15 protein-coding genes are annotated in these 16,205 nt (G+C 74.8%); 8 read left to right on the top strand and 7 right to left on the bottom strand.

The genetic code is table 11. The features are described from left to right. Positions 1-22: 22 nt before the first annotated feature. The gene (locus CD790_RS25315; protein WP_144385655.1) at positions 23-1,267 is read left to right on the top strand and encodes a M20 family metallopeptidase; all 1,245 of its coding nucleotides are present in this window, start codon (positions 23-25) and stop codon (positions 1,265-1,267) included. A 170-nt stretch (positions 1,268-1,437) separates the two neighbouring features. Here the strand turns inward: CD790_RS25315 and CD790_RS25310 are convergent, their stop codons facing one another. Next, positions 1,438-2,424: an ABC transporter substrate-binding protein gene (locus tag CD790_RS25310; protein WP_144385654.1), complete on the bottom strand. Its 987-nt coding sequence runs from the start codon at positions 2,422-2,424 to the stop codon at positions 1,438-1,440. A gap of 210 nt (positions 2,425-2,634) precedes the next feature. Here CD790_RS25310 and CD790_RS25305 point away from each other — a divergent pair, with 210 nt between their 5' ends. Next, positions 2,635-3,432: an ABC transporter ATP-binding protein gene (locus CD790_RS25305; RefSeq protein WP_144385653.1), complete on the top strand. Its 798-nt coding sequence runs from the start codon at positions 2,635-2,637 to the stop codon at positions 3,430-3,432. 39 nt (positions 3,433-3,471) lie between these two features. Here CD790_RS25305 and CD790_RS25300 read toward each other — a convergent pair whose 3' ends face one another. Together CD790_RS25300 and CD790_RS25295 are read right to left on the bottom strand one after the other, a co-directional pair. Continuing rightward, positions 3,472-4,086: a CGNR zinc finger domain-containing protein gene (locus CD790_RS25300; RefSeq protein WP_144385652.1), complete on the bottom strand. Its 615-nt coding sequence runs from the start codon at positions 4,084-4,086 to the stop codon at positions 3,472-3,474. A gap of 128 nt (positions 4,087-4,214) precedes the next feature. After that, positions 4,215-5,702: an NAD(P)/FAD-dependent oxidoreductase gene (locus tag CD790_RS25295; RefSeq protein WP_144385651.1), complete on the bottom strand. Its 1,488-nt coding sequence runs from the start codon at positions 5,700-5,702 to the stop codon at positions 4,215-4,217. Between the two features lie 131 nt (positions 5,703-5,833). Between CD790_RS25295 and CD790_RS25290 the strand changes: the two genes are divergently transcribed. Both CD790_RS25290 and CD790_RS25285 read left to right on the top strand, forming a co-directional pair. Then, positions 5,834-6,658, top strand: a complete 825-nt coding sequence (locus tag CD790_RS25290; protein WP_144385650.1) for an acyltransferase — start codon at positions 5,834-5,836, stop codon at positions 6,656-6,658. 455 nt (positions 6,659-7,113) lie between these two features. Continuing rightward, the gene (locus CD790_RS25285; protein ID WP_144385649.1) at positions 7,114-7,668 is read left to right on the top strand and encodes a YbaK/EbsC family protein; all 555 of its coding nucleotides are present in this window, start codon (positions 7,114-7,116) and stop codon (positions 7,666-7,668) included. A gap of 87 nt (positions 7,669-7,755) precedes the next feature. On the opposite strand, the gene CD790_RS25280 is transcribed toward CD790_RS25285, so the two are convergent. Both CD790_RS25280 and CD790_RS25275 read right to left on the bottom strand, forming a co-directional pair. Continuing rightward, entirely contained in the window at positions 7,756-8,256 is a 501-nt protein-coding gene (locus tag CD790_RS25280) for a GNAT family N-acetyltransferase (protein WP_144385648.1), read from the bottom strand. A gap of 40 nt (positions 8,257-8,296) precedes the next feature. Beyond that, entirely contained in the window at positions 8,297-8,704 is a 408-nt protein-coding gene (locus CD790_RS25275) for a CoA-binding protein (protein WP_144385647.1), read from the bottom strand. An 88-nt stretch (positions 8,705-8,792) separates the two neighbouring features. On the opposite strand from CD790_RS25275, the gene CD790_RS25270 reads away from it, so the two are divergent. Further along, complete coding sequence (locus tag CD790_RS25270) at positions 8,793-9,419, top strand: YigZ family protein (RefSeq protein WP_144385646.1); 627 nt, start codon at positions 8,793-8,795, stop codon at positions 9,417-9,419. 75 nt (positions 9,420-9,494) lie between these two features. On the opposite strand, the gene CD790_RS25265 is transcribed toward CD790_RS25270, so the two are convergent. Both CD790_RS25265 and CD790_RS25260 read right to left on the bottom strand, forming a co-directional pair. Beyond that, on the bottom strand, positions 9,495-10,346 hold the full coding sequence (locus CD790_RS25265; protein ID WP_144385645.1) for an NAD(P)H-binding protein: 852 nt from the start codon (positions 10,344-10,346) through the stop codon (positions 9,495-9,497). After that, entirely contained in the window at positions 10,343-10,771 is a 429-nt protein-coding gene (locus CD790_RS25260) for a nuclear transport factor 2 family protein (protein ID WP_144385644.1), read from the bottom strand. The genes CD790_RS25265 and CD790_RS25260 overlap by 4 nt, the downstream gene beginning before the upstream one ends. 113 nt (positions 10,772-10,884) lie before the next feature. Here CD790_RS25260 and CD790_RS25255 point away from each other — a divergent pair, with 113 nt between their 5' ends. The 3 genes from CD790_RS25255 to CD790_RS25245 all read left to right on the top strand — a co-directional run bounded on the left by CD790_RS25255 (position 10,885) and on the right by CD790_RS25245 (position 16,177). Then, entirely contained in the window at positions 10,885-11,496 is a 612-nt protein-coding gene (locus CD790_RS25255) for a TetR/AcrR family transcriptional regulator (RefSeq protein ID WP_144385643.1), read from the top strand. A 377-nt stretch (positions 11,497-11,873) separates the two neighbouring features. Then, positions 11,874-13,040 (top strand): exonuclease SbcCD subunit D, encoded by a 1,167-nt coding sequence (locus CD790_RS25250; protein ID WP_144385642.1) that lies wholly within the window; start codon positions 11,874-11,876, stop codon positions 13,038-13,040. Then, positions 13,037-16,177, top strand: a complete 3,141-nt coding sequence (locus CD790_RS25245) for an AAA family ATPase (protein WP_144385641.1) — start codon at positions 13,037-13,039, stop codon at positions 16,175-16,177. The genes CD790_RS25250 and CD790_RS25245 overlap by 4 nt, the downstream gene beginning before the upstream one ends. Positions 16,178-16,205: the final 28 nt, after the last annotated feature.

Here is a 16,205-nt window from a genome sequence, read left to right as displayed (position 1 = left end):
CATCCGATGAAGGGGACCAGTCATGACCGGAGTCGACCGGGCCACGGCCGTCGAGGCCGCGGAGAGCGGCGACGGCGTCGCCGCGGAAGCCGCCGCACCGCCCATCGCGTCCAGCGCGCCCACTGCGCCCACCGCGTCCAGCGTGCTCAAGGACGCGATACGGGACCAAGTGGCCGCGCACCGGTCCGCGCTGCTGGACCTCAGCCGCCGCATCCACGCCCATCCCGAGGTGGCCTTCGCCGAGCACCGCGCGGCGGCCTGGTGCGCCGAACTGCTCGCCGCCCAGGGCTTCGCCGTGACGGCGCCGGCGTACGGCCTGGAGACCGCCTTCCGCGCCACCGTGGGCAGCGGGCCGGTCACCGTCGCCATCGCCTGCGAGTACGACGCGCTGCCGGGCCTCGGTCACGCCTGTGGCCACAACCTGATCGCGGCCGCGGGCGTGGGCGCCGCCCTGGGCCTCGCCCCCTACGTCGACGAACTCGGCCTGACCGTGAGGGTGCTGGGCACGCCGGCGGAAGAGCGCGGCGCGGGCAAGGCCCTGCTGCTGGAGGCCGGCGCGTTCGAGGGGGTGGACGCGGCGATGATGGTGCACCCCTGCCCCTTCGATGTCGCCGACTTCCGCTCGTTCGCGCTCGGCACCCTCTCCGTGGCGTACACCGGCCGCGCCGCGCACCCCAGCCTCAACCCGCACGAGGGCCGCAACGCCGCCGACGCCCTGACGGTCGCTCAGGTCGCCCTCGGCCTGCTGCGCCAGCAGCTGCCCCCGCACTGGCGGGTGCACGGGGTGACCACGAGCGCGGGCACCGCTCCGAACGCGATCCCGGACCGGGCCACCGCCGAGTACGAGATCCGCGCCCTGGCCGCCGAGGACCTGCGCGAGCTGCGCGAGCGGGTCGAAGCGTGTTTCCGCGCGGGCGCGCTGGCGACGGGTTGCGAGGTCACCCTCACCCGTCCCGAGCCCGACTACCTGGACTTCCGCTCCGACCCCGCCCTCACCGCCCTGTGGCGGGCCAACGCCCGTGCGCTGGGCCGGCCCGAGCCGGAGGCCCGGGAGCCGTTCGCCTGCACGGACATGGGCAACGTCTCGCACGCCGTGCCGTCCATCCACCCGGTCCTGGACATCACCGGTGGGGCCTGCGGCCCGCACGAGCCGGAGTTCGCCGCGGCCGCCCTGGGGGCCGCGGCGGAACGGGCGCTGATCGACGGCGCGGTGGGGATGGCGTGGACGGCCGCGGACTTCGCGGCCGCCCGATCCGCCACCGGTTGATCGTCGGGGCGGCGCCGTCAGGACGCGCCGTCAGGACGTGCTGGACGTGCCGGTCTGCTGGTGCCGGACGCGCCGGTCGGGAGTGCTGGCGGCGTACGGTCAGTTGTGCGGGCGAGACTGCCGTCAGGACTTACCGGTCAGCACGCGTCCGCACGTGTCCGCACGCGCCGTCAGGGCTTGGAGAGCGCCTTGGTGATGTCCTCCATCACGACCCGGCTGGCCAGCGGACCGCCGCGGGTCGACCAGACGGAGCCGTCGACGGTCACGGCGTGGCCCTCCTTCACCGCGGTCAACTCCTTGTAGGCGGGCTTCTCCTGAACGCCCTTCAGGGCCTTTTCGCCGTCCGAGGTCAGGGTGGAGAGGAACAGCCAGTCGCCGTCGATCTCGTTGATCTTCTCCAGGCTGAGCGGCGGGGTGTGCGCGTTGCCGTCCTTGTTCTGGGCCTTGGGCCGCTTGAGGCCCATGTCCAGGGCGACCCCGCTGGCGAATTGCTTCTTCTCCATCCAGCTCGGGCCGTCGGGGTTCCAGCGCACGATGCTGACCTCGGCGCCCTTGTCGGCACCGAGCTTCGTGCCCGCCGCCTTGGCGTCGGCCTCGTAGTCGGAGATGACCTTGTTGGCCTGGTCCAGCTTGTTCACGGCGTTGGCCACGCCACGGAAGGAGAGCTTCCAGTCGTCCGCGGGCGCCATGGTGACCAGCGTCGCCGGGGTGATCTCGCGCAGCTGCTTGAGCACCTGCTCGTCCTGCATGTCGCCGGCGAGGATCAGGTCCGGCTTGGCCTTGATGACCTTGTCCATCACCGGCTGCAGCAGGTTGCCGACCACCTCGACGTCCTGGACCTTGTCGGCGAGGTACTCGGGCGGCTCGCTGAGCCCCTGGCCGTTGGTGATGCCGACCGGCTCCATGCCCAGCGCCAGCACGGCGTCCAGGTCCTCCTGAGTGAGCGTCACGACCCGCTGGGGCGCCACCGGCACCTCCACCGGCCTGCCGGTGGCGTCCTTGACCGTGCGCGTCTTCGCACCGTCCTTGCCTCCGCCGTCCGACGAGTCCGAGTCGGAGCCACACCCCGACACCAGGAGCACCGCGGCTCCGAGGGCCGCGAGGGTCCGCGCCGCGCGGCGCGCGGTGGTCGGGTGGAAGGGGGTGAGCAGGGTCATCAACGGCTCCGGCGTCAAGTGGTCAGGGGGCGACGGCTGTTCGAGAACGCTTCACAGTTCCGCCGCAATGGGTAAGGTTAGCCTTACCTTATGCCCTCTGGGCAAGGGGTGCCCCACACTTGTCGCCACACTTGTCGCCGCGAGCCCTCGGAAACGCCGGCGCGCACGCCGTCCAACCGCCCTCGTCCTCCTTCGGAAAGGTCCGCCACCGTGGAACTCCGCGTCGAGCAGCTCACCGCCGGCTATCCCGGCCATCTGGCCGTCCGGGGCGTCGATCTCGTCGTGCCGTCCGGCCAGGTGGTCGCCGTCGTGGGCCCCAACGGCTGCGGGAAGTCGACGCTGCTGCGCTGCATGGCGCGTCTTCACCAGCCCGACTCCGGGCGGGTGTTCGCCGGTGACGCCGATGTGTGGCGGCTGAACCAGCGCGCCGCCGCCCACCGCATCGCCCTCCTCCCGCAGTCCCCGCAGGCCCCCGAGGCGGTCACCGTGGCCGGGCTGGTGCGGTACGGACGCCATCCGCACCAGGGGCTGTTCCGCCAGTGGTCGCCCGATGACGAGCGGGCGGTGGACCGGGCGCTCAGGGCCACCGGCGTCACCGCGCTCGGTGACCGCCGACTGGACCAGCTCTCCGGTGGACAGCGGCAGCGCTGCTGGTTGGCGATGGCGCTGGCCCAGGAGACCCCCGTCCTGCTGCTGGACGAGCCGACCAGCGCGCTCGACATCGGTCACGCCGTCGAAGTCCTCGACCTGGTGCGGGAGATCGCCGCCGAGGGCAGGACGATCGTCATGGTCCTCCACGACCTCGCCGCCGCCGCGCGCTACGCCGACGCCGTGGTCGCCATGCGGGACGGTCGCGTCGTCGCCGCCGGCCCGCCCCGCGAGATCGTCGACGCCGCCCTGGTGCGGGAGCTCTACGGCATCGAGGCGGAGATCCTCACCGCGTCCGCGGACGGAGCGCCGGTGGTGGTGCCGGGCGTGCGCGCGTCGCGCTCCGCCCCGGCGGGGTGATCCGGGAGGGGCCGGCCGGGCACCGGGCCGCGCGGCGGCTCAGGCGAGCTGGATCCTGGTGGTGGGCGCGTTGGCCCGCTTGCGCTCGCGGTGCCGGGTGACCTTGTGCCGGTTGCCGCACATCCCCATCGAGCACCAGATCGCGGAGTGGTTGCGGGAGTAGTCGTAGAAGACCCAGGCGCAAGTGGGGTTGCGGCAGATCTTCAACCGCTCCCAGCTCCCGTCCCGCTGGGCGTCGTGGACCAGCGTCAACAAGTGGCCGACCAGCCGCTCGACGCGGGTGCCGACCGGCTCGAAGCGGATCCGCCCCTCGTGGTCGGTGCGGACTATGTAACGGGTCGCGGCGGCCAGCTGCTCGATCCACACCGCGGCATGGCTCCGGTCGGTCGCGTCCTCGTCGGCGAGCACCAGCTCGCGCAGCGCCGTACGGAGTGAGGCCAGGGTGGTCAGCTCGGCGGGGAGCATCGCCTGTCGGGTCGGTGCGCCCTGCCGGTCGAGCCGCAGCCCGATGGATTCCAGCCAGTGGGGCGCCTGGGCGGGGTCGGTCAGCTCGTCGGTGCCGCGACCGACGTGCAGCGAGTTGAGGAAGTCCTGGACGGCTGCGAGCGGCCGCGGCGCGTGCGCCGCGTCGGATGGGGATCCCGGATTCGGCATGGGGTGCCTCCTGTGCCGGGTTGACACCACTGTTATCCCTTGACAGGTTACCCCCGCCGGCCCCGCTCGGCGGCTTGTTCTTATGTCTCCGCAGGTCAGGCAGGGTGCGAGCAAGCCGGGGTGCCGGTTCAGCGGGGCGTCCCCTCCACCCGCGGCGGCGGCCCGACGAGTCCCCGGCGGCGCGGCAGAGCCACGGTGCGCAGCGCGACGGCGGGGGTCAGCAGCCGGCTCGGCGACGCGGTCAGATAGGTGATGTCACGGAACGCGGCCCCGACGGTACGGTCGATCACCGCGCGGTCCGCGAGCCGGCCGAAGTACCAGGTCGCGAGCCGTTCCGCGGCGCTCGGTGGGGTGGCGTCGGCGTCCGCGGCGAAGGGTCGGTCCGCCCCGACGGCGGTCAGCCAGGCGGTGTCGCCGGACCGCGCGACGGCCCGCTGTGCCGCCGCGGCGAAGCCGGGCCGGTCCGGGCGCGGGCCGCTCCGGGACCGGAGCAGTCGGCTCAGCGCGACGGCGCTCAGCGCCGCGACCGACATGCCCTGTCCGTAGATCGGGTTGAAGGTGCAGGCGGCGTCCGAGACCGCGATGAAGCCCTCCGGGACGCCCCCGGGCGCCTGGTAGAAGCGGCGCCGATTGGCGGTGTCGAAGAAGCCGTACGGCGGGGAGACCGGCTCGGCGGTCTTCAGGTGGTCGTGCAGATGGGGTTCGCCGTAGGCCCCGACGTAGTCCAGCACCGCCGCCATGCCGTCCGCCCCGACGCCGGTGGGCGGGTGCTGGCCGCGCACCCCGGACAGTGTCAACAGCCAGATTCCGTCCTCGACCGGAAACCACGCCGCCCCGCGCGGGAACCCCGGTTCCGGCTGCAGCGCCACGGCCGCGTCGAGCGGCTCGACGGGTCGGAACGCCTGCGTGGTGTAGCCGATCCCGGCGTCGATGATCTCCTCGCGCGGCGCCGGCCGCCCCAGGTCCGCGAACCACCGCGGCGCGCGAGAGCCGCGTCCGGAGGCGTCCACGACGAGCGTGGCGGGCAGCTCCCGCTCCTCCGCGCCGCCGGCGCCCCGGCGGCCCCGCTCCTCGCGAACGTCCCCCGGCACTCCCACCGCCGCCTCCGGGACGCCGTCCCGGCGTCGCCCGCCCGCGCGGGAACGGATCCGGACGCCGGTGACCCGCTCGGCGCCGCCCAGCAGCCCGACGGCCTCGCTGGCCTGCACCACCTCCACGCGCGTGCGGGAGCGCGCCGCGGCGGCCAGCACCCGGCTCCGCACGGTCGCGTCCAGCACTGGGCGGGTGCAGGTGATCATCGAGTGCCGCTCCTCGTGGTAGCGGCGCTGCCAGCCGTTCCGGCTGCGCGTCAGCAGATCGCGCGGTATCAGCAGCCGGTGCGCCCCCGCCGCCCTCAGCTCGCCGACCACGCCGGGCAGCAGCTCCTCCAGGGCCCGTTGACCGCCGGTGAGGAGGACGTGCAGATGCCTGCCCTGGGGAACGCCCTTGCGAAAGGCGGGCTCCACCGGGTAGCGGTCACGCTCGACGACGGTGACCGTGTCCATGTGTCCTAACAGCGCGGCCGCCGCCAACATCCCGGCCAGCCCGCCACCCACCACCACCGCGTCGCCGCTCATCGGACTCCCGTCTCCGTCAGCTCCGTGATCGGGCCGCGCCGGGCCCGGCCCCAGCCTGACCATGCTCGGGACGCAGGTCAACCACCCGTCCTGGCCGCGGTACGGCAGGTGGGTGGGGATACGGTGTGCGGGTGCCGAAGAACCAGAACGTGTTCTCATCCCTCGCGGCCGCGCGGCGCCGCCTGGTCTCCCGCGCGGTCCACCGCGGCTGGCGCTGGCTGCGTGACGCGGGCGCGGTGACCGCCGAACGACCCGGCCCGTACCGCTTCGGCCGGATCGGCGTGGGGACCCGGCTCGCCTTCCCGCTCGGCACCGTCTTCGGCGAACGCTGGATCGAACTGGGCGACTTCTGCATCATCGGGGAACAGGTCACCCTCACCGCCGGCTTCGTGCCCGACCACGAACTCGGCCCCGATCCGGTGATACGGATAGGCGACGGAGTCGTCCTCGGGCGCGGCAGCCATGTCGTGGCGTCCCAGGAGGTGGTCATCGCCAACGACGTCTACTGCGGCCCCTACGTCTACGTGACCTCCGACAATCACTCCTACGACGACCCCACCCAGCCCATCGGCAGACAGTGGCCGCGCAGCGCCCCCGTCAGCATCGGCACCGGCAGCTGGTTGGGCGCGGGGGCGGTGATCCTGCCCGGCGCGCGGCTGGGCCGCAACGTGGTGGTCGCGGCGGGCGCGATCGTCCGCGGAGAGATACCCGATCACGCCGTCGTCGCCGGCGCGCCCGCCAAGATCGTGCGCCGCTGGGACCCGGAGGCGGGCTGGCAGCCGCCGCTGCGCACCCCGCCGCCGGTGCCCATCCCGGCTGGGATGACCGCCGACCAGCTGCTGGCGCTCGCCGAGCTGGAGGAGTCCGGCGAGGTCGCGGCCTTCGGGGATGCCGGCACCGGCCCGCACCCCATCGCACCCGCGCGGGAAGACGGCGTACCCGCCGGCGACCGCTGAGGCGCGACGTGGGCTCATCCTGGGTGCGGGCCGACGGGTGTGCCGCCGTCACCGCGTGCTGAGGCGTGCTCCCCGCGCGGCGCGGGACCCCGGCTCAACGCGCGGGCGGGACTCGGCCAACGCGCGGTCGGGCCGGGCGCCGAATCGGGCCCGCGCGGCCGCGCGCACGCCTCGGCGGGCGGCGGCACTGATGGACGCCCGCGCGGTAGCGCTGTACGGCCACCGCCCCGCGCGGTAGCGCCGTACGGCCGCCCGCCTCGCGCGACGGCGACGTACAGGCGCTCGCCCCGCGCGATGGCGCCGTACGGTCGCCCGCCCGCGCGGTAGCGACGTACGGCCGCTCGCCCCAAGCGATGGCGCCGTACGGCCAGCGTCACGTGCACCGTCAGTGCGGCGGCTCCCGCACCCTGAGACGGCACTCCGCGCCCCGGACCGTGGCCGGTAGCTTGGCGACCATGAGAACGCCCATGGAAGCCTTCACCGACGTCCGGCCCGCCATCGACTGCCTCGACCTGCTCACCGCCCCCGTCGCGGAGGCGCTCCGCGGCTGGAGCGGCGGTGTCCCGGTGACCGAGGTGCGGTACGTCGACACCGACCCGGACAAGGCCGACACCGCCGTCCTCGTGGCCGACTACGGCTCCTGGCTGCTGGAGCAGTCCGCCAACTGCGTCGTGGTCGCCGCCAAGCGAGGCGGGGAGGTGACCCTCGCCGCCTGCCTGGTCCTCGCCCACACCCGGGCGGACGTCAACGGCGTGGTGCGCCGTCACTTCGGCGCGCGCAAGGCGTCGTTCGCGCCCATGGAGACCGCGACGGGGGAGACCGGCATGGAGTTCGGCGGCATCACCCCCATCGGTCTGCCCGCCGACTGGCCGCTGCTGGTGGACGCGGCGGTCGCCGACGCGCCGTACGTCCTGATCGGCAGCGGCAGCCGGCGCGGCAAGATCATCGTCCCGGGCAAGGCGCTCGCCGAACTCCCTGGCGCCACGGTGCTGGAGGGTCTGGCGGCCTGACGCGCGGGGCTCAGCCCCGCCTCGCTCCCGCCCCGCCTCGGCTTCCGCCCCGCTTCCGCTCCCGCCCGACCTCGGCTCCCGCCGGTGTCAGCCCGCCTGCTTCAGCCCGCGCCGGGTGAGGTCCAGTGACAGCGCGATGGAATGCTCCGCGAAGCCGAGGCTCCGGTAGAGCCGCTCCGACTCCTCCGAGGCGTGCAGGTCGACACGGGTGACACCGTGGCCCGCGAACCAGTCCAGCAGGGCCCTGGTCGTCGCCCGCGCGTAGCCGTGGCCCCGGTAGCGCGGGTCGGTGCAGACCGTGAAGACGAAGGCGAAGCGCCCGGTCGGATGGCCGGGCGCGGGCAGCCGCTGCTCCACCCGGCCGATCGCGCAGGCGGCCAGGTGGGCGCCGCCGTCGCGCGGGTCGCCCTCCACCACGAACCCGCCGAGACACGGGCCGTCCTCCGACAGCTGACGGAACGCGATCTCTCGGGCCGAGCGCTCCCACGTCCCGGGCTCGTCCCGACCGTTCATCTCCGCGAACATCAGCCTGCGCAGACGGACCAGTTCGGCGGCGTCGGCGGGCAGCGCGGCTCGTATGGGGATCATGGGCCGACGCTAGCGCATCCCCCGCGCCGGCCGTCGCGGCTCAGCCCAGTCGCGGCAGCTCGATCGCCGGGCATCGGTCCATCACCATGGCCAGCCCGGCGTCCCGGGTGCGGTGCCACGCCTGCTCGTCGACCACCCCGAGCTGGAACCACACCGCCTTGGCGCCGATCGCCACCGCCTCGTCGGCCACCGCACCCGCCAGGTCGCTGTTGACGAACACGTCGACCACGTCGACGGGAAAGGGGATCTCCTTCAACGAGCGGTACCCCCGCTCGCCGTGCACGGTCTCCGCCGTGGGGTGCACCGGCACGATGCGCTTGCCGTGGCGCTGGAGCACACCGGCCACGCCGTAGGCGGCCCGCCGTTGGTTGGTGGAGAGGCCGACCACCGCCCAGGTGTCGCCGGTGTTCTGGAGGATCTCGCGGATCGTTGCTGGGTCTCCGTACATGACCAGCTCAACCGGGGCCCCGCCCGGAGCATTCCCCCACCGGGCGGCCGGATCCGGACTTCCGGCCTCCGGCACGTAGGGTGGCCTGATGCAGGAGCAGTACCGGACGGTCCCGCGCGCGGGTGTGCACGAGATCGAGATCAACAAGTCCCGCTTCATCTGTGCGCTGGCGCCCGCCGCGACCGAGCAGGAGGCGCAGGAGTTCGTGCGGCGGGTCCGCGCCGAGCACCCCACCGCCACCCACAACTGCTTCGCGTACGTCATCGGCGCCGACGGCGGCGTCCAGAAGGCCAGCGACGACGGCGAGCCGGGCGGCACCGCCGGGGTGCCGATGCTCCAGATGCTGCTGCGCCGCGAGGTCCGCTACGTCGTCGCCGTGGTCACCCGCTACTACGGTGGGGTCAAGTTGGGCGCCGGCGGGCTGATCCGCGCCTACGGCGGCGCCGTCGGCGAGGCGCTGGACGCGCTGGGCACGATCACCCGACAGCGGTTCCGGCTGGCCACCGTCACCGTCGACCACCAGCGGGCCGGCAAGCTGGAGAACGACCTGCGGGCCACCGGCCGCGCGGTGCGCGAGGTGCGCTACGCGGAGGCCGTCACCATCGAGGTCGGGCTGCCCGAGGCGGACCTCGACGCCTTCCGCGGCTGGCTGGCCGACACCACCGCCGGCACGGCCACCCTGGAGCTGGGCGGCGAGGCGTACGGGGACGCGTGAGCCGGCGCCTCGGCGTCCCGCGGACCCGACGAGCGGGTCGTCCTCGTGGTCCGGACTCGCGTGGGGTTCCGCGCGTCACGCGCCGGACGCCAGCTCCCGTTCGACGACCGCCCGGAAGCCGTTCGGCGGGCGACCGGTGAGGCGTCGGACGGTGTCGGTGGTGCGGTCCTCGGCCCCTTCGGCGATGGCGCGGTCCATGTCGGCCAGCATCGTGGCGAACTCCAGCGGTATCGCCGCGACCAGGCGGTCGCGCAGGGCCTCGTAGGTCAGGTCGCGGTGGACCACGGGGCGGCCGGTGACCTCCGTGACGATCGCGGCGATGTCGTCGTGGCGGAGCGCTTCGGGTCCTGTCAGGACCAGGTCGGTGTTGGGCGCGAGGTCGTCGGTCAGGGCGTGGACGGCCACGGCGGCGATGTCGTCGGCGTCGATGAACCCGACCCGGCCGCTCCCGGTCGCGGTCAGGATGACGCCCTCGTCGCGGATGCTGAGGGCGTGGGCGTGCGTGCCGGTGAAGTTCTGCATGAACCAGGAGGGCCGCAGGACGGCCCACTGGTCGAACAGGTCGGGCAGGGCCTGGTGTACCGCCCCCACGGCTGGGCCGCCCGAGGGGATGGCCGAGGAGCTCAGCAGTACCGCGCGGTGCACACCCGCGGCGCGGGCCCGCCGGAGGAAGGGCAGCATGACGGCGGCCGGGTCCGGATCGCCCAGCGGCGGGACGAGAGAGACGCGGTCGGCTCCGGTGAGGGCGTCGCCGAAGGTGGCGGGGTCGTACCAGTCGAAGCGGACCGGCGCGGCGCCCGGGAGCGGTGTGGCACGGCGGCTGGCGGCCCTGACGCGATGGCCGGCGGCGACGAGCCGCGCGGTGGTCCGGCTGCCGGTGGTGCCGGTGGCGCCGATGACGAGGGTGGTGCCGGTGGAGGTGGTCATCGGGCGTCGTTCCTGGCGAAGTCCGCGGCGGGCGCGGGGACGGCGAGGGGGTTCCAGTAGTCGCGGTAGGAGATGAGGCGTCCGTCCCGGGCGGACACGACGGCGATGTAGGTCATGTCGAAGGGCTCACCGGTCTCCACCATGCGGCCCACGCCGCGCATCTCGGCCACGATGGTCCCCGGGTCGGTGGTCTGGTGAATCCGCAGCTCGGGGAAGTCGCGCAGGTCGATGTGGTCGGGGTAGGGGCGCATGTAGTCGGCGATGGCCGCCCGGCCCTCCAGCCGCTCGGGCCAGCCCGGGGGAGCGAAGGGGAACTCCATGACACCGTGCTCGGCCCACAGGCCGACCCAGGCGGGGATGTCCTTGTCCAGCAACAGGCGCAGGCTGTGCCGGTACAGATCTGCCGGCGAGGCGTGTGCGGGCATGAGTGTCTCCGTTCCGTCCATGATGCGGACCCACGGTCCGCTTTGAGAGGCGATACGATACGGACCACGGGTCCGGATCGCAACGGGGAAGCAGATGAACGGGAGGCAGCAGAATGAGCGAGCGCAAGCCGCGCAAGGACGCGACGCGCAACCGGGTGGCCGTCCTCGCGGCCGCCGACACGCTCTTCGCCGAGTGTCAGAGCCCCCAGGACGTCACCATGGCCGACGTCGCGACGGCGGCCGGCGTCGGCAAGGGCACGCTCTTCCGTGCCTTCGGCGATCGCACCGGGTTGATCCACGCGCTGTACGAGGCGCGACTCGCACCCGTCAGGGACGCCGTCGAGGCGGGACCGCCCCCGCTGGGACCCGCGACCCCGCCGCTTCAGCGCGTACCGGCCCTGCTCGACGCCGTCCTCTGCTTCAAGCTCGACAACCGCCACCTCGCGCTGGCGCTGGAGCAGGCGGGCAGCGACAGCCCCTACCGCACGGAACACTACGAGCGCTGGCACGCCCTGCTCCGGGGCATGCTGGAACGCATTCCCGGGCTGCCCGACAGCGACTTCACCGCCCACGCCCTGCTCGCCGCCACCCGAGCCGATCTCGTCGAACACCTGGCCGGCGAGAAGCGGGTTCCCCGCGAGGAGCTACGGGAGCGGCTGGCGAGCTTCATCGCCCGGATCCTCGGCGCCCCTGCGCGAGAGGGTTCGGCGACCGACCGTCGATGACCAGCCGAGCGGGCGCCGGCGGGGGCCGACAGGAGCACTCGCGTGCCTGCCACGACCGCCGTGGACGCCCACGGCGCGTCCACGCCTCCTCGCTCCCCTGAGCGGCGCTGTCTCCCGCCCCCGGCCGGTGCGGGCTGACGGTCGCGTCGTTCGGCGACAGCCTCCGGCCGGCAGCGTGGCGCGGTGGAAGTCCTCAGTGAGCCACCCGAGTTGTGCGTCGACCCGACGCGGCGACCGCCGTGACCAAACCGAGGTCGGTGAGGGACACGGTGCCGGTCGACGCTAACGTGGTGCGGTGCCGACAGCGGCGCCCATGTTGGCTCCGTGTGGGTCGGGGAGCCGGAGGAGCGAATGAAGATGCAGGTCGGAGTGGTGCTGTGAGGATTCTGCATACCTCCGACTGGCACCTGGGAAGGTCGTTCCACCGGATCAGCCTGCTGGAGGCGCAGCGGGAGTTCGTCGACCACCTCGTGGCCACGGTGCGTGAGCGAAGCGTGGACGCGGTGGTCGTCGCAGGCGACGTGTACGACCGCGCGGTGCCGCCGCTCGCGGCGGTGGAGCTCTTCGACGACGCGCTGCACCGGCTGGCGCGCCTGGGCGTGCCCACGGTGTTGATCTCCGGCAACCACGACTCGGCCCGCCGCCTGGGCGTCGGCTCCAGGCTGATCGAGCGGGCCGGCATCCATCTGCGCACCGACCCCCTGGAGTGCGGTACGCCGGTGCTGCTGCGCGACGCGCACGGAGAGGTCGCCTTCTACGGGCTGCCCTACCTGGAGCCGGCGCTGGTGCGGCAGAAAATGGGCGCCGCGCGGAGCAGCCACGCGGCGGTGCTGGGCGCCGCCATGGAACGGGTGCGCGCCGACCTCGCCGAGCGGCCGGCCGGCACCCGGTCCGTCGTGCTGGCGCACGCCTTCGTCGTCGGCGGCGCCCCCAGCGACAGCGAGCGGGACATCACCGTCGGCGGTGTGGCCTCCGTCCCGGCGGAGGTCTTCGACGGCGTCGACTACGTCGCCCTCGGCCATCTGCACGGCTGCCAGGCGCTCACCGAGCGGGTGCGCTACTCCGGCTCCCCGCTCGCCTACTCCTTCTCCGAGGCGACGCACCGCAAGACCATGTGGCTGGTCGACCTGGCGGCCGACGGGGCGGTCGCCGCGGAGCGCGTCGACTGTCCGGTGCCCCGGCCGCTCGCCCGGCTGCGCGGGAGGCTGGAGGAGCTGCTCGTCGACCCGGAGCTGGAGGAGCACCGCGAGGCGTGGGTGGAGGCCACCCTCACCGACCCGGTCCGGCCGCACGAGCCGATGGCCCGGCTCGCCGCCCGCTTCCCGCACGCGGTGAGCATCGCCTTCGACCCGGAGCGGCCGCCCGAGGAGACCGTCGGCTCCTACGCGCGGCGGCTGCGCGGCCGCACCGACCAGCAGATCGCCGAGGACTTCGTGGCGCACGTGCGCGGCGGCCAGGGCCCGGACGCCGCCGAGCGCGCCGTGTTGACCGTCGCCCTGGACGCGGTGCGCACCGCGGAGACGCTGCGGGAGGGCACCCGATGAGGCTGCACCGGATGTCCGTCACCGCCTTCGGTCCGTTCGGCGGCACCCAGGAGGTCGACTTCGACGAGCTCGCCGCCGCCGGGCTCTTCCTGCTGCACGGCCCCACAGGGGCGGGCAAGACCTCCGTGCTGGACGCGGTCTGCTTCGGGCTCTACGGCGGGGTGCCCGGCGCCCGGCAGGGCGCCGGGCTGACCCTGCGCAGCGACCACGCGGACCCGCACACCCTCACCGAGGTGGTCCTCGAGCTGACCGTCGGCGGCCGCCGGCTGGAGATCACCCGCAGGCCGCAGCAGACCCGCCCCAAGAGGTCCCGGAAGTCCACCAAGGGCGCCGACGGCTTCACCACCCAGCGCGCCCACAGCGAGCTGCGGGAACGCTCCGCGGACGGCGAGTGGGTCGGGCTCAGCCGCTCCCACCAGGAGATCGGCCTGGAGATCGAGCAGCTGCTGGGCATGAACAGGGAGCAGTTCTGCCAGGTGGTGCTGTTGCCCCAGGGCGACTTCGCGCGCTTTCTCCGCGCGGACGCCGAGGCGCGCGGCAAGCTGCTGGGCCGGCTCTTCGACACCGGCCGCTTCGCCGCCGTGGAGGACCACCTGGCCGAGGCCCGGCGCACCGCGCAGCAGCGGGTCGTCGGCGGCGACGAGCGGCTGCTCGCGCTCGCCCACCGGATGGCGCAGGCCGCCGGGGACAGCGCCGACCTGCGCGGCCTCGCGCTCCTCGACGCGGGCGGCGCGCCGCCGGCCGTCCCCGGCCAGCGCACCGGGTCCCGCGCCCGCTCCCGCGCGGAGCGGCCGACGGCCCGCGCGGCGCGTGCCGCGAGCGGTGCGGAGCGGACCGCGCCCGCCCCCGGTGAGCCCGGGTTCGCCGCCGCCGTCCTGGAATGGGCCGCCATCGCCCGCAGCGGCGCGCGCGAGCGCGCGGACATCGCCGCCGCGGCGGTGCGCACCGCCGAGGCCGCCCATGACCGGGCGGCCGCCGCACTGGAGTCCGTACGGGAGCTGGACCGGCTCCAGCGCCGGCACGCGGACGCCCGCCGTCGCGCCGCCGAACTCGACGCGCGCCGGGCCGACGTGGACCAGGCCCGGGCCCGGCTGGAGCGGGCGCGTGCGGCCGAGTCCGTCGCCCCGGCCCTGGAGCTGCACGCCGGGGCCGAGCGCGAGCACCAGGCGGCCGCCGCCGCCGAGCGCGCCGCCCGCGACCTGCTGCCGCCGCGGCTCGCCGACGCCCCCGCCGAGCAGCTCACCACCATGGAGCGGCAGCTACGCGAGGAGCTCGGGCGGCTGGCCGTCGCGCGCCGGGCGGAGCGACGCGCCGCCGAGATCGCCGTAGAGGCCGCGGAGCTGGACCGGGAGGCCCGCGCCGACGAGGAAGCCGCCCAGGAGGCCGCTGACTGGCTGGCCGGCTGGGAGCCCGCCCGCCTGGCCCACCAGCGCCGCGTCGAGGTCGCCCAGGCCGCCGCCGTCCAGGCCGAGCGGCTCGGGGCCCAGCTGGGCCCCGCCGAGCGACAGTTGGCGGCGGCCCTGCGGCGGGACGCGCTGGAAGCCGAGGTGGACGCGGCCGAGGACGGTTCGCTGCGCGCCCGCCGGGAAGCCGCCACCGCGCGGGAGCGCTGGCTGGACCTCAAGGAGCGCCGACTGCGCGGGATCGCCGCCGAACTCGCCGGCGGGCTGCTCCCCGGGGAGCCCTGCGCCGTCTGCGGCTCCGCGGACCACCCCCGGCCGGCCCGCGCGGCCGAGGGCCATGTCGACCGTGCCGCCGAGGAGGCCGCGCTGGCCGATTCCGAGCGCGCGGACGCCGCCCGCAAGGCCGCCGAGGAGCGGCTGCGCGAGCTGCGCGAGGCGATGGCCGCCGCCCGCGCGGAGGCCGCCGACACCCCCACCGTCGAACTCGCCCACGCGCTCGAAGAGCTGCGCGCCGCCTTCGCCACCGCGCGGGAGGCCGGAGCCGACGCGCACGCCGCTCGCGAGGCCCTCGACCACGCCGAGGCGGAGCACGGCCGTCGGCTCGAACAGCTGAGGGACGCCGAGCGCGACGCCGCCTCCCGCGCCTCCCGGCGCGACGTGCTGGCCCGCGAGCGGGCCGATCTGGAGGAGCAGGTCGCGCAGGCCCGGGGCGCCGCCGCCAGCGTGGCCGACCACGCCCGGGAGCTGGAGCGCCGCGTGGCTCTCCTCGCCGGCGCCGCGGACGCGGCGCGCGCCACGGAGTCGGCCGCGCTGCGGCTCAAGGACTCCGACGCGCGGCTCGCCGACGCCGCCTACCGGGCCGGCTTCGACACCCCGCGGGGCGCGGCCGACGCGGTGCTGCCCGACCACCGGCAGCGCGCGCTCCAGGACCACCTCGACCGGTGGCACAGCGAGTCGGCTGCCGTCGCCGCCGAACTGGACGACCCGCAGCTCACGGCGGCGGCCCAGGCGCCGCCGGCCGCCCTGGCCGCCGCGCAGGCAGCGCTGGAGGACGCCACCTTGCGGCTGCGGGCGGCCTCCGCCGCCGACGACGCGGCCCGCACCCGCCGCGCCGATCTCGACCGGCTCTCCGAGCAGGCCGCGACCGACGCGCGGCGGCTCGCCCCGCTCCGCGCGGAGTACGACCGGGTCGCCCGGCTGGCCGCCCTGGCCGCCGGCACCTCGGCCGACAACGAGCGCAAGATGCGACTGGAGTCGTATGTGCTGGCCGCCCGACTGGAGCAGGTCGCCGCGGCCGCCAGCGCCCGCCTCCAGCACATGTCCTCCGGGCGCTACACCCTCGTCCACTCCGACGAGCGCACCGGTACCCGCCGAGCCGGACTCGGCCTGCATGTCATCGACTCCTGGACCGGTCGCGAGCGGGACACCGCCACCCTCTCCGGCGGCGAGACCTTCTTCGCGTCTCTCGCGCTGGCGCTCGGCCTCGCCGACGTCGTCACCGACGAGGCCGGCGGCACCCGCCTCGACACGCTCTTCATCGACGAGGGCTTCGGCAGCCTGGACGAGCAGACCCTGGACGAGGTCCTCGACGTGCTCGACTCGCTCCGCGAGCGGGACCGCGCGGTGGGCATCGTCAGCCATGTCGCCGACCTCCGCCGCCGTATCCCCGCCCAGCTGGAGGTGGTGAAGGACCGCGCCGGCTCGGCGGTCCGCCGCAAGCTCGTCCTGGGCTGAGAAGGGTCGCCCGCGGGCCGTCGGCGGG

It is taken from the genome of Streptomyces sp. SAJ15, from assembly GCF_007595705.1.
Lineage (GTDB): Bacteria > Actinomycetota > Actinomycetes > Streptomycetales > Streptomycetaceae > Streptomyces.
This window is presented reverse-complemented; position numbering and strand designations above follow the sequence as displayed.